The following is a 13,632-nucleotide window of genomic DNA, read 5'->3' on the forward strand; positions in this document are numbered from 1 at the left end:
TCGTGTCGTCGCGGACGGTTTCCGCACGACACCGGGGCGCCAGCAGAACGGCCGCCACCGTGGGTGGACTAGTTACCGGCGAGGGCCGGGAACCACAGTGCGATCTCGCGTTCGGCCGACTCGGCGGAGTCGGATCCGTGGACGAGGTTCTCACCCGGATCGAGGCCGAGATCGCCCCGGATCGAGCCCGGAACGGCCTTCTCCACCGGATCGGTTCCGCCGGCGAGCTGACGGAACGCCGCGATCGCGCGCGGGCCCTCGAGCACCGCGGCCACGAGGGGGCCACCGGTGATGAACTCGATCAGCGAGTCGTAGAAGGGCTTGCCCTCGTGCTCCGCATAGTGGGCCGCCGCGACCTCGACAGGGGCGACACGGAGCTCGAGAGCCACGATGTCCAGCCCCTTGCGCTCGATGCGCGACAGGATTTCTCCGACGTGACGGCGGGCAACGCCGTCGGGCTTGATCAGTACAAGGGTGCGCTCAGTCACGCGACAAGCGTAGAGGTCAGCCTCGCTGGCCCGGTAGCAGACCCCTCGATTCACGATCCTTGATGTCTTTCCGCAGGTAGAGCAGGTATGCCCAGACCACACCGAAGAGCACGCCGACCGCGCCGAGCGCGGGGTCGATGAGGAATCCGAGCAGGACGAGAGCCTGCAGCGTGAGGTTGAACGGAATCGCCCACGAGCGTCCCTGCACCCCTGCCCCGAGGATCATGAGCACCGCGAGTCCGACGACGTACCCGCCCGACAGCGCGGTCAGGCCGCCGCCGAGGGTCGCGATCACCGGCAGCACCAGCAGTACGACGATCGCTTCGAGAACGAGGGTTCCGGCCATCACACCCCGGAAACCCTTCCAGGGGTCCTTGGTCGGCGGTCCGAACTCCGGTTCCGCCGGGCTCTGGTTGGTCACGCGGGTTCCTTTCCGAACAGACTGCGGGCAGCACCTGCGGTCACCACCGAGCCGGTCACCACGACGCCCGCACCCGATACTGCCTCACCGGGTTCGCCGACTTCCTCGGCAATCGCGATCGCGGTCTCGATCGCGTCGGGCAGTGTCTCCGCGGTGACGACCCGTTCGTCGCCGAACCGCGCGACAGCGATATTCGCGAGATCCTCGACGTCCATCGCCCGGGGCGAGCCGTTATGGGTGACGACGATTTCGTCGAAGACCGGTTCGAGCGCCTCGATGAGACCTGCCACATCCTTGTCGGCCATGACGCTGACCACGCCGACGAGTTTGCGGAAGTCGAACTCGTCGGCGAGCGCGGCCGCGAGCGCCTTCGCGCCGTGCGGGTTGTGGGCTGCATCGAGGAAGACGGTCGGAGCGTTGCGCACGCGCTCGAGGCGTCCGGGATTGACGACCGAGGCGAAGGCCTCGCGCACCGCGTCGACGTCGAGTTGCTTCTGCGGGCCGGCGCCGAAGAACGCTTCGACGGCAGCCAAGGCCACCACGGCGTTGTGCGCCTGGTGCTCGCCGTGGAGCGGCAGGAAGATGTCGGTGTAGACACCGCCGAGCCCCTGGAGGTCGAGTTGCTGACCTCCGACGGCCACGGCACGCCGCGCCACCGCGAACTCGGAGCCTTCACGAGCAACGGCCGCATCCGCTTCGACGGTCTGCCGGAGCAGGACGTCCATCGCTTCGGGCTCCTGTTGCGCGATGACGGCGACCGTGTCGCGCGGGACCAGGTCGTCGCCCCGGGCCTTCTTGATGATTCCGGCCTTCTCCCCCGCGATCTCGGTGAGCGTCTCACCGAGGTATCCGGTGTGGTCGATTCCGATCGGGGTGATCACCGCGACCTGACCGGTGACCACGTTGGTCGCGTCCCAGCGTCCCCCGAGGCCCACCTCCACGACTGCGACGTCGACCGGTGCGTCCGCGAACGCCGCGAACGCCATCGCGGTGGTCACCTCGAACTTGCTCATCTTCGGTCCGCCGGCCGCCTCGGATTGCTCGTCGACCATGCGCACATACGGTTCGATGTCGCGGTAGGTGTCGACATAGGTGCGCGGTGACACCGGCGCGCCGTCGATACTGATGCGCTCCGTCGCGAGTTGCAGGTGCGGACTCGTGGTGCGGCCCACGCGATGATGCATCCGGGTCAGCAGGGCGTCGATCATCCGGGCGACGGAGGTTTTGCCGTTGGTGCCCGCCACGTGGATGGACGGATAGTTGTTCTGCGGCGAGCCGAGAATGTCCATCAGCGCCGCGATACGCGCCAGCGACGGTTCGATCTTGGTCTCGGGCCAGCGCTGGTCGAGTTCCGCCTCGACCAGCGCCAGTTCGGCGACGTCGACCGGGGACGGTCCCCCGGAATTATCGGTGGTCACGCCTGGCCCAACTCCTTCAGTCGCGCGTCGATGCGAGCGATCTCTTCCTCGGCGACCTGCTTGCGCGCGCGGATCTTCGCAACGACCGGTTCGGGCGCCTTCGCCAGGAACGCATCGTTGGACAGCTTGCCGGAGGTCGCCGCGAGATCCTTCTCCGCCGCGGCGAGATCCTTACGCAGACGTGCGATTTCGGCTCCGATATCGATACTGCCGGAGGTGTCGAGCTCGACGGTGACGGTCGCGCGGGACAGACGGACCTCGATGGACGCCGTCGCTGCGAATCCGTCCTCGGGATCGGTGAGACGCGCCAGTGACCGCACCGCGGGAACCTGGGCGACGAGGTCGGCACCGTCGATCCCCTCGAGCCGGGCCGCGACCTTCTGCGACGGCTTGAGGCCCTGGTCGCTGCGGAACCGGCGGATCTCCGTGATGAGCTTCTGCATGTCCTCGACGCGGCGCAGGGCGTCCGCATCGGCGGGCACGCCACTCGCGACCGGCCAGGATGCGATCACCAGCGACTCGCCGCCGGTGAGCACCTTCCAGAGCGTTTCGGTGACGAACGGGATGACCGGGTGCAGCATCCGCAGCAACTGGTCGAGCACGGTTCCGAGCACGGCCTTGGTGTGCGCGCTCCTGACGTCACCGTCCGCGAACTGCACCTTGGCGAGCTCGAGGTACCAGTCGCACACTTCGTCCCACGCGAAGTGGTACAGCGCCTCGCACGCCTTGGAGAATTCGAACTTCTCGAAGGCCTCGTCGACCTCGGCGCGCACCTGGTCGAGCCGGTCGAGGATCCACCGGTCGGCGTCGGTGAGGTCGTCGCGGGCCGGGATCTCGCTCACCACGGCGCCGTTCATGAGCGCGAACTTGGTGGCGTTGAACAGCTTGTTGGCGAAGTTCCGGGAGGACTGTGCGTGGTCCTCGCCGACGGAGAGGTCGGCACCCGGGTTCGCGCCGCGCGCGAGGGTGAAGCGCAGTGCGTCGGCGCCGAAGCGGTCCACCCAGTCCAGCGGGTCGATGCCGTTGCCACGCGACTTCGACATCTTCTTGCCGAACTGGTCGCGGACCAGTCCGTGCAGGAACAAATCCTTGAACGGCACCTTGCCGCCGTTCACCGCGTCGTCGTCGGCGACGTAGGTACCGAACATCATCATGCGGGCGACCCAGAAGAACAGGATGTCGTAGCCGGTGACGAGAACGCTGGTGGGATAGAACTTTTCGAGTTCGGGCGTCTTGTCGGGCCAGCCCATCGTCGAGAACGGCCACAGTCCGGAGGAGAACCAGGTGTCGAGGACGTCGGGATCCTGCTCCCAGCCTTCGGGTGCGGTTTCGTCCGGGCCGAAGCATTGCACTTCGCCGTCGGGGCCGTACCAGATCGGGATGCGATGACCCCACCACAACTGCCGCGAGATGCACCAGTCGTGCATGTTGTCGACCCAGGCGAACCAGCGCGGTTCCTGGCTCTTGGGATGAATGACCATGTCGCCGTTGCGCACTGCGTCGCCGGCGGTTTCGGCAAGCTTGTCGACCTTCACCCACCACTGCATCGACAGGCGCGGCTCGATGGTCTCGCCGGACCGCTCGGAATGGCCGACGCTGTGGACGTACGGACGCTTCTCGGCGACGACGCGGCCCTGTTCGGCGAGTTCCTCACGGATCTTCACACGTGCTTCGAAACGGTCCATCCCGTCGAAACGTGTTCCGCTGTCTGCGATCTTGCCGGTCTTGTCCATGATGGTGGGCATCGGCAGGTTGTGCCGCAGACCCATCTCGAAGTCGTTGGGATCGTGCGCGGGGGTGATCTTCACAGCGCCGGTGCCGAACTCGGGATCGACGTACGCGTCGGCGATCACCGGGATCTGGCGTCCCGTGATCGGGTGGTAGATCGTGGTTCCCACAAGGTGCTTGTAGCGCTCGTCTTCGGGATGCACCGCGACCGCGGTGTCACCGAGCATCGTCTCGACACGGGTGGTGGCGACGATGACGTGCGGCTCGGCGTCGTCGAGCGAGCCGTAGCGCAGCGACACGAGTTCGCCTTCGACCTCCTCGAACTTGACCTCGATGTCGGAGATCGCCGTCTGCAGCACCGGTGACCAGTTGACCAGGCGCTCGGCACGGTAGATCAGGCCGTCGTCGTACATGCGCTTGAAGATCGTCTGCACGGCGCGGGAAAGACCCTCGTCCATCGTGAAGCGATCACGCGACCAGTCGACGCCGTCGCCGATACGTCGCATCTGCCCCTGGATGGTGCCGCCGGATTCGCGCTTCCACTCCCACACCTTGTCGATGAACAGTTCGCGGCCGAAGTCTTCCTTCGTCTTGCCGTCGACGGCGAGTTGCTTCTCCACCACGGTCTGGGTCGCGATGCCCGCGTGGTCCATACCGGGGAGCCAGAGCACCTCACAGCCCTGCATGCGCTTGCGGCGGGTCAGCGCGTCCATCAGGGTGTGGTCGAGCGCGTGACCCATGTGCAGGCTGCCCGTGACGTTCGGGGGCGGGAGCACGATGGAGTAGCCGGGCTTGTCGCTTCCCGGGTCCGCCTCGAAGTAACCGGCGTCCACCCACCCCTGATAGAGCTCGGCCTCGACAGCGCTGGGGTCCCAGCTCTTGGGGAGGGCATCTGCGGGATTCTGGGGGTTCTCTGGCGCACTGGTCACCAGGCAATCGTAAGCGTCGAGCACAAACCGCCTGGACACGGGCTGTCGGCCGCTGCCGGTATCCCGGACCGCCGCCGGTGCCCGCACGGGAACGGCCCTCAGCCCAGCAGCTCCGGTAGTTCGACCGGCCGGCCCAGAACGTGCTCGGACAGGAACGCCTCGACCACCCGGTACCAGAGCTTGGCGTGCTGGGGGCTGAGGACCCAATGGTTCTCGGACGGGAAGTACAGGAACCGGTGCACCGTGGTTCCGTCGTCCTCCGCGGGCAGCCCCGACTCGTCGAGCAACTCGTACCAGAGCCGTAGCGCCTCTCCGATGGGCACGCGATAGTCCTTGTCACCATGAATGACCAGCATCGGAGTGACGATGTCGGCGACGAACAGGTGCGGAGAGTTCTCCACGGCCATCTCGGGAGTCATCTCCCGCTGCCAGTACCAGGCGACGTCGGTGGTCGGCGTGAACTGGTCGAGCGCCCACAAACCCGCGTGGGTGACGATCGCGCGGAACCGATCGGTGTGCCCGGCCACCCAGTTCGCCATGTAGCCGCCGAACGATCCGCCCATCGCCGCGGTGCGGTCGGCGTCGATGTCGGGTCGCGCGACGGCCTCGTCGGTGATCGCCATGAGGTCGGTGTACGGTTCGGCTCCCCACCGGCCCCAGCCTCGCAGGACGAACTCTTCGCCGTACCCGGTGGACAGTGCGGGATCCGGGAGCAACACGGCGTATCCGCGCGCGACCATCAGCCACGGATTCCATCGCCACGACCAGGTGTTCCAACTTCCCAGCGGTCCACCGTGAATCCACAGCAGCAGTGGGACGGGCGTGCCCTCCGTCGCGTCGTGCGGCAGCACGAGCCATCCACGCAGCGGGGTTCCGTCCGCGGCGGTCGTGGTGATCTCGGTGTGCCTACCGGGAAGCTCCGGTAGGTCCGCGGGGGCTCGCAACGGGGTCACGGTGCCCGCGTCGGGTCCGGTGAGAGCGATGCGGACGGGGTGCGGCGGCATGCGATACGAGGCGCGCAGCGCGTACAGAGCAGTGCCGTCGGGTGCGACACGCACGTCGGTGTAGGCCTCGTCCCCGCCGGTGAGTGCGTCGGGGCGGTCGGCTCCCGAGCGGAGTACGAAGATGGGGGCGCGTCCGTGGTCGTCTGCGGTGAGGACGAGTCCGGACCCGTCGGGTAGCCATGCGATCGAGGTGGGCCACCGGTCCCATCCGGGTGCCGCGACGGTGGTGGTGCCGTCCGTGAGGTCGAGTACGCGCACCGTCGTCTTCAGGGGCGTGTCGGGATCGCCCGCCGTCTCGTGCAGGAAGGCGAGCCGGGTTTCGTCCGGTGACACGACGGGGTGGAGCGCGTCCCCGGTGGGATCGTCGACGAGCGGCGTGCGAAGTCCGGTAGCGAGGTCGATCCGCACGAGAGTGGTCCGACGGGATGCGCGCGGGCCGGATACGACCCAGGTCGACACGGCGAACGACCCGGTGGCGGCCACGTCGAGTTGCGCGTCGCGCAGAGCACCGCGGATGCCGGGTGTCAGGTCGACCAGGTCTCCGCGTTCCCGCACGGTCAGCAGATGCGGGCGGTCGGGTCCGAGATCGTGATCCCAGTAGCGGACGGGATATCCGGTGTGCAGGGTCGCGGTCACCTTCGCGTCGTCGCGTGCGGTGCGAATACGTTCGTCGTCGCTGTCCCGGTGCCCGAACACGCTCGCGGTGGCGACGATGCGATCTGCGGCTGCCGCGGCGTGGACCGTCGCGATGCCGCCCTTGCGTGTGGCCACGGGTGTTGCTTCGCCTCCGGCTGCGGGGAGGCTCCACAGCGACGCCGGGTCCCCGTCCCCCCGGGAGGCGATGAACAGCAGGTCGCCGCCGGCTGTGAACGTCGGGTTCGATTCGCCCGTCACGCCGTGCGTCAGCCGGCGGGCGGGTTCGTGGCCTGCGGGATCGATTTCCCACAGTGCCCCGGTGTACGCCGTGGCCTTCTCGTCGAGCACCGATTGCGCGAGTACCAGGCGGGTGCCGTCGGGCGACATCACGAGGCTCGTGGCACGCGGCAGCGCAAGGTAGTCGTCGAGATCGTCGAAGGCGGTCATGCCCGAAACCCTAACGTCGGGGACGCGCCCTGCGGGTGTGTCAGGCCGGAGGTGGGCACAGACCCTCACGCGCACGATTCCAGAAGGGGAACAGCTCCGGGCTCCCCGCCTCCGGGTGCCGGACGCGGGCAAGGTCGACGAATTCGAGTTGCGTCTGCCCCGGCTGACCGATCAGGCTGCACGCTTCGACGACGAGGGCGGCCGTCTCGTCGGAGTCGAGCGTTGCGGCCCACGGACCGAGATCGGCTCCGCGCACGAAGCCGTCGAGTCGGGGCGCGATCCGGTTGTACGTGGTCTGCATCGCCACGCTGCACGGTGCGCCGAGCAGTTCGCCGCACGTGGTGGGAGTGCCGTCGAGGAGCACCCGGGTGTCTTCGACGGTCCTCGTCGAATCCGAGTCGGAGAGGCCGCGCAAGGCGAAATAGAAACCGGCAGCGACGACTGCCACCAGTACCAGCATCACTCCGAAGAAGCGTGTCATCGTGCCTCGCCTACGCCGTCACATGCCTCCATGCTGCCGGACGAGGACCGTACACACCGGGCGTTTCGCCCGATGACCCCTGCGGGCTCCGTAGTCCCGGTTGTTAGGCTGGGACGCCTGCTACACGATCGCTGATGCATCCGCGATCATCCCAGCCGAACGGAGAACTCATCGTGGTCGATCTCGCCTTCGTCATTGCCGGATCGGAAGCCACCGGCGGTGCCGGGCTGCAGGTGGACCTCAAGACGTTCCAGCAACTCGGCGTGTACGGGGTCGGTGCCATCACCTGCATCGTGTCGTTCGACCCCGGGAACAACTGGGGTCACCGATTCGTACCGATCGACCCGCAGGTCATCGCCGACCAGATTCAGGCTGCGACGGCGGCCCACGACCTCGACGTCGTGAAGATCGGCATGCTCGGAACTCCGGCGACGATCGACGTGGTCGCGGACGCGCTGGGCAAGAAGAACTGGCGGCACGTCGTGCTCGACCCGGTCCTGATCTGCAAAGGGCAGGAACCCGGCGCGGCACTCGACACCGACAACGCGCTGCGCACCCAGATACTCCCCCACGCCACCGTGGTGACCCCCAACCTCTTCGAGGCCCGCACCCTGTCCGGCATGGACAGCATCGACTCGGTCGACGACCTGGTCGAAGCCGCGCGCCGCATCCACGATCTCGGACCGCAGTACGTCGTCGCGAAGGGCGGTGTCGAACTCGCCGGTGACGACGCGGTCGACGTGCTGTTCGACGGCCGGGAGGTGACGCTGCTGTCGGCACCCAAGATCGGCAGCGAGCGGGTCTCCGGCGCCGGGTGCACTCTCGCCGCCGCGATCACCGCGGAAATCGCGAAAGGCACCGACGTCACTCGCGCGGTGCAGAATGCGAAGGACTTCGTCACCAAGGGCATCAAGGGCCGGGTGTCGGGGCACACGCCGTTCGACACCGTGTGGCAGGGTGCCTGACCGCCGTAGTCACGGGGCGTAGTCGCTGCGCCCGCATCGCACAACCGATTCGATCTTGATACCCTGTCACCGATGTCGCCGACCGGGGGGTCCGGCGTCGCCGACCGATCAGGGGGGATCGTCGTGACCTTACCGTCGCATGCAGTGTCACCACTTCTGCAAAGTCCATGTGGCCGAGCGTTGTACGGCGGCGAAGGCCGACGACCGGGTAACGGGAGCACGCCGCGCCGGCAGGCGACGCGTTGAGCCTGCACGTCGATCCGAACGAACTACTCCGCGCCGCAGCGCGATACGAAGACTCCGCCCGTGTTGTGGCGGCCGCAGTCGACCCGCTTCCCGACACAGTGCAGGCGGGCGCGGCCACCGGCGCGCTTGTCGGCGTACTCGGGCGGGCCGTCGGGGATGTCGCAGGTCTCGTGCACACGCTCGGTATCGCTGCGGGCATGCTCAGCTCCTGCGCCGAGGCGTACCGCGACAGTGACGCCGGCACCGCCGAGCGAATCGTCACTGCATGGCCCGATCAGGGCGAGTGAGCCGTGCCGATCGATACCTACATCGACGGCGATCCCGCCGATATCTCGCGCGTCGGGCACTTGATCCGCTGCCACCTCGCGGCCGCCCTCGCTGCGGCCGGGGACAATGCCGAAGAAGCCCGCCGCATCGCCGATGACGCATGGGAGGGAGAGGCGTCCGACCGGTACCTGCGCGAGGCATCGCGGATCGTGCGGGTCGTCGACGAGTTTCACGCGAGGACGCTCTCCGCTGCGGACGATTTCGACACGCTGTCGGTTGCGCTCGCTTCGGCTCTCGCGGATATGTCGGATATTCGCGACCGCGCAGCGAGTGCCGGACTCCCGGTCGTGTGCAACACCATCGGCGATCCGGGTCCGTATTCGGACGAGTCTCTGCTCCGAATCTATGACGAGTTGGCGGATGCCGCGACAGATGTGCACCGCCGGTGGGCACGCGATATCGCGGGAGTCACCCATCGGTGGACGAGTCCCGCCTGGGCCGCATTGTTCACTACCACCACCGGGTTCGACTACCTGACAGCCGAACTGCGCGAACGCGTCGAACGGTTGGCGGGAAGAGCCACCATGTGTCTCGAACGTTCGGCGCGGTCGATGCAGGCGGTGCTCGACCTCGCGCCGGGTACCCCGTACGACGAGGTGCGGCGCATGTTCGGACAGGCGAAAGCATCCACCGACGATCTCGCCTCCACGATCGCGAAGCGCGGCGATCTGGCGCCGGTTCCGACCAGGTTGGCCGTGGGGACAGGGGCCGTGGGCCTCGTTGCCGGCGTCGGACTCGACTATTTCGGCGGCGGTGAGCCTCTCGAGCAGGCTGTGGTCTCCAATTCGACCGGGCTCGCCGCGTCGATAGCCGCGGGAGCTATTGCCGGGTCAGCGTTTCCCTTCTTAGGCACTCTGGGCGGCGCAGCGGTAGGAACAGCGGTCGGCATCTTCGCCTCCGGCGGTGCCGACCACCTCTACGAGGATTCGTCCGCGACAGTTCTCAGCACCCTCGAAGCCGGAGGCCGCGAACTGGATGAAGCAAAAGATGCGTTGTTCGCCCTCGGCGACGCCGTCCGAGAGGTACTCACCGATGGCAACTGACAATGCGCCGATGGAGGCGGACAGCGGGACCCGTCGGAAGGTATACGGAACCCTCACGGTCTACGGACATTGCGTGACCGCTGCCCTACTTATTGCTCTCAGCACCGGCCTGGTTGTTCACGCCTTCGGACAGTGGCGGGACGGCACGGTGGATATCACCCCGGACAGGTTTCAGTTCGGTCCGACCTACGCGACCGATTGGCTCTGGTTCACACTCGGATTCGGGGTGGTCATCTGGCTTCTCCCCGTCTTCCTCGTGCTGATGCACAGCCCTCGCACCCGGCGTTCCGACATCGCCGTCGGCACCGACGAGGGCATACCGGCTCTCCTGCTCCGTCAGTCACGGTTGATCTACAACCTGACCATGTTCGCGGTGCTTCCCGGACTCACTGTCTTCATGGGGTTCCTGCTGAAAATCGGTGTGTCCACCACCGATGTCTCCCCGGTCGAGGAGGAGATCGAGCCCTGGTGGTTGGCAATCCTCCTGGTCTTCACGTTCGGGTATCAGGCAGTCATCGTCGTGCTGATCGTGCTCGGCCGTGTCCGCCCCGGTCACATCGCGATCCGGCACGACGGACTCCACCTCCGCGGTTACGCCCACGACGCGTGGATACCTTGGGACAGCCTCTTTCTCGTCCAACCCAACGGGCACTGGAAATTCCTCGCTGTCTGGGTCGGTCCCAGCCACCGCGCCACGTTCTCCTCGCCGATCCCCCTGTGGAAAAGATTCGACAACACCGTCATCAAACACGGCTCCCTCACAGACGACCTGCCGTTTTTCGTGCACGTCGACCGCCGACCTTTCAGGATCTCTCCCGAGATCATCGACGCAGCGGTCGAGCACTACATGGAAAACCCCGACGCGCGTCGCGAATTGCGCGACCCCGAAGCCATCGCTCGCACTGTCGAAGTCCTGCGGTCGCACGCCACAACAGCGTGGTGGCGCTCCCAGCGACGTCCGGTTCCCGTCCCCCGTCTCGTACCGGGCTCCACGGGTCGCGACGAGTTCCTCCGGAAGTGGAGCTTGTGACAGCGCGGTCGAGTCCCCTGTCGCTCAGCGCGGATTCCGCCACATGGCCCAGAGGGTGGGCCCGCCGCGGGGAATCGCGATCTCGCGGGTGACCTCGAATCCGAAGCGTTCGTAGTAGCCGATGTTCACTTCCTTGCTGGATTCGAGATAGGCGGGCGCGTGCGTCGCGTCGCAGCGGTCGAGTCGGGAGCGGAGTAGGGCGGCACCGAATCCTCCTCCGCGCGAGTGCGACGCGCTACCGAGCGTCGAGAGGTACCAGTGCGGTTCGGCGGGATGAACTGCCTCGAGTGCTGCGCTGACGGCGATTCCGGCGCGCAGGTGACTGCCGAGTGCGACCGCGAGCCGGGGCCACATGCGAAGCGACTGCCATACCGTCGGCTTCCATGCACCGGGGGCCCCACAATGCGGCACCGCCCACGATTTCGTCCCTCTCCGCAATGTCGGCACCGCCGACCGGCACGGAATGAAATCGGGCTTCGGCAGCGAAATACCGTCGTAGCCCGTGCTCACGACGCCCTTCGTCGGGCCACATCCACGCCATCACCGGGTCGTCGAAGAACGCATCCGCCAGCACAGTTGCGCCGGCAGGGACATCGGTCTTCGTCGCCGGACGCACAGTCACGCTCACAGCATCGACGCTACCGGGCCAATATTTTACGTTCACGTCACACGCCGACGGGTCGTTACGTTTCTTCGTATGCAACACTGTCTCTCATTAAGAAACACGATTGTGGAGGACCGATGACAAAGAGCACCCGTGTAGTGATCGTCGGTGGCGGACTCGAGGGACTGGCCGCAGCCTGGTCACTTGCCGAACGCGGTGAATCCGACGTCCTCGTTCTCGAGCGACACACGCTGTGTTCCGGCATGACCGGAAAATCGAGCGGGATCGTCCGCTGCCACTACGGTGTGCGATCGCTCGCGGCGATGGCCTGGCACGGGGTTCAGGTCTTCTCGGCTGCCGAGGAGATCTTCGGTACGGACATCGGCTTCCGGCAGACCGGGTACATCGTGGGAGTGGGCGCGAACAACGTCGCACCCATGACCGCCAACACCGAGATGCACCGCGATCTGGGTATACCCGTGGAGTCGCTCGACGCCGACGAGGTCGCGCACATATGGCCCGGTATCGCCCTCGACGATTTCGCGGCGTTCGCCTACGAACCCCTCGGAGGGCACGGCGACGCGTATATGACGGGTATGGCCTACGCCGCGCAGGCACGACGCCTCGGGGTCCGAATCCGGCAGGCGGCCGAGGTCACCGCCCTTCTGCAGCGCGGGAACGGCGAAGTCTACGGTGTCGTTCTCGCCGACGGATCCGAAATCCACGCGGACACAGTGGTGCTCGCGACGGGAGCATGGTCTCCGACGCTCGGCGCCACCGCCGGCATCGAGGTCCCCGTACGCGTGCAACGCGAGTCGATTCTGCTCGTCGACCAGGGAACCCCCACACCGGATGTGCCCACATTCTCGGATCTGGTGAACCTGCAGTACCTCAGGCGCGAGCCGAACGGCGACCTGCTCGTCGGCAACAGCGACCACTCGACCCCCGAGTGGGCCGATCCGGACACCTACTCCAACCGCGCCGGCGACCACGTCGTCGCCGCCGCGATCGGCAAACTGGATCGCCTGCTCCCCCACATGCCCGACCCGCGACTGGCGTCGTCCTACGCCGGTTGTTACGACGTCACACCCGACTACAATCCGATCATCGGCCCGTCCCCCGCTCCCGGCCTGTTCCTGCTCGTCGGCTTCAGTGGCCACGGTTACAAGATCTCTCCCTCCGTCGGGCGATTGGCCGCTGATCTCCTGCTCGACGGCATTTCCGGCACGCCCGAGGTGGACGGCGACGACTTCCGGTTTTCGCGCTTCGAGGAGGGCGAGCCCTTGGCGAGTCTGCGCCCCTACGCGGGCGCCGGTGAAATGCGCTAGAGGTGTGCGAGTGAGGACGCGCGACCGACTCCTCACGCGTCTTGATGGTCCGCCTCGGCGCTTGTTACGGTGTCGGCAGTGATACGCATGCTGTCTCTGTGAGCCGAACCCACCGCGACGACTTCTCGTCGCCTCTCCGCGGTGTGGTGATTCCGTGTGTTTCGACCGGGAACCGGACGTTGGTTCCCCGCTCCCCGATTCGCACCCACATCACCTTCTGGAGCACCCATGCCCGTCACCATCCCCCTCTCCTCGGAACTAGAAGCCGACTGTTCGAACTGTTTCGCGCTGTGCTGTAACGCTTTCGGATTCTCGAGATCGGCGGACTTTCCCATCGACAAACCTGCCGGCGTACCGTGCCCGAACCTCGAGCCCGACCATTCGTGTGGAATCCACAGGACGTTGCACGCCAGAGGGTTCCGCGGTTGTGCGGCCTTCGACTGCTTCGGCGCCGGTCAAGGGGACTGCCCCCGGTTTGGTTGACATCTGATCTGTGAGGATCACTCCTCACGATGGAAGGATGTTTCCCATGCCGAA

At 66.6% G+C, this 13,632-nt stretch carries 11 protein-coding genes and 1 pseudogene; 5 read left to right on the forward strand and 7 right to left on the reverse strand.

All coding sequences use genetic code 11. The annotated features are described in order from the left end of the window. Positions 1-68: 68 nt before the first annotated feature. The 6 genes from ndk to HF886_RS12630 form a co-directional block, all read right to left on the reverse strand. A complete protein-coding gene (ndk, locus tag HF886_RS12605; protein WP_169620501.1) occupies positions 69-488 on the reverse strand; it encodes a nucleoside-diphosphate kinase in 420 nt (139 codons plus the stop codon). Positions 489-504: 16 nt separating this feature from the next. Continuing rightward, positions 505-909: a DUF4233 domain-containing protein gene (locus tag HF886_RS12610; RefSeq protein WP_346765356.1), complete on the reverse strand. Its 405-nt coding sequence runs from the start codon at positions 907-909 to the stop codon at positions 505-507. Then, positions 906-2,327, reverse strand: a complete 1,422-nt coding sequence (locus HF886_RS12615; protein WP_169620500.1) for a folylpolyglutamate synthase/dihydrofolate synthase family protein — start codon at positions 2,325-2,327, stop codon at positions 906-908. The genes HF886_RS12610 and HF886_RS12615 overlap by 4 nt, the downstream gene beginning before the upstream one ends. Continuing rightward, positions 2,324-4,987 (reverse strand): valine--tRNA ligase, encoded by a 2,664-nt coding sequence (locus tag HF886_RS12620; RefSeq protein WP_206036802.1) that lies wholly within the window; start codon positions 4,985-4,987, stop codon positions 2,324-2,326. The genes HF886_RS12615 and HF886_RS12620 overlap by 4 nt, the downstream gene beginning before the upstream one ends. 95 nt (positions 4,988-5,082) lie before the next feature. Continuing rightward, entirely contained in the window at positions 5,083-7,071 is a 1,989-nt protein-coding gene (locus tag HF886_RS12625) for a S9 family peptidase (protein WP_169652451.1), read from the reverse strand. 40 nt (positions 7,072-7,111) lie between these two features. Further along, a complete protein-coding gene (locus HF886_RS12630) occupies positions 7,112-7,552 on the reverse strand; it encodes a hypothetical protein (protein ID WP_169652452.1) in 441 nt (146 codons plus the stop codon). Positions 7,553-7,725: 173 nt separating this feature from the next. Here HF886_RS12630 and thiD point away from each other — a divergent pair, with 173 nt between their 5' ends. The 4 genes from thiD to HF886_RS12650 all read left to right on the forward strand — a co-directional run bounded on the left by thiD (position 7,726) and on the right by HF886_RS12650 (position 11,163). Beyond that, positions 7,726-8,517, forward strand: a complete 792-nt coding sequence (gene thiD, locus HF886_RS12635) for a bifunctional hydroxymethylpyrimidine kinase/phosphomethylpyrimidine kinase (protein WP_169620711.1) — start codon at positions 7,726-7,728, stop codon at positions 8,515-8,517. Positions 8,518-8,759: 242 nt separating this feature from the next. After that, positions 8,760-9,050, forward strand: coding sequence for a hypothetical protein (locus HF886_RS12640; protein ID WP_169620496.1), 291 nt, complete (start codon positions 8,760-8,762; stop codon positions 9,048-9,050). Between the two features lie 3 nt (positions 9,051-9,053). Beyond that, positions 9,054-10,133 (forward strand): hypothetical protein, encoded by a 1,080-nt coding sequence (locus HF886_RS12645; RefSeq protein WP_169652453.1) that lies wholly within the window; start codon positions 9,054-9,056, stop codon positions 10,131-10,133. Beyond that, positions 10,123-11,163, forward strand: a complete 1,041-nt coding sequence (locus HF886_RS12650) for a hypothetical protein (RefSeq protein ID WP_169652454.1) — start codon at positions 10,123-10,125, stop codon at positions 11,161-11,163. Before HF886_RS12645 ends, HF886_RS12650 begins: the two co-directional genes overlap by 11 nt. 24 nt (positions 11,164-11,187) lie before the next feature. On the opposite strand, the pseudogene HF886_RS12655 reads toward HF886_RS12650, so the two are convergent. Further along, positions 11,188-11,791: pseudogene (locus tag HF886_RS12655) on the reverse strand (GNAT family N-acetyltransferase). Positions 11,792-11,904: 113 nt separating this feature from the next. On the opposite strand from HF886_RS12655, the gene HF886_RS12660 reads away from it, so the two are divergent. After that, positions 11,905-13,095: an FAD-binding oxidoreductase gene (locus tag HF886_RS12660; RefSeq protein ID WP_169652455.1), complete on the forward strand. Its 1,191-nt coding sequence runs from the start codon at positions 11,905-11,907 to the stop codon at positions 13,093-13,095. Positions 13,096-13,632: the final 537 nt, after the last annotated feature.

Source organism: Rhodococcus sp. 105337, from assembly GCF_012844225.1.
Lineage (GTDB): Bacteria > Actinomycetota > Actinomycetes > Mycobacteriales > Mycobacteriaceae > Rhodococcus.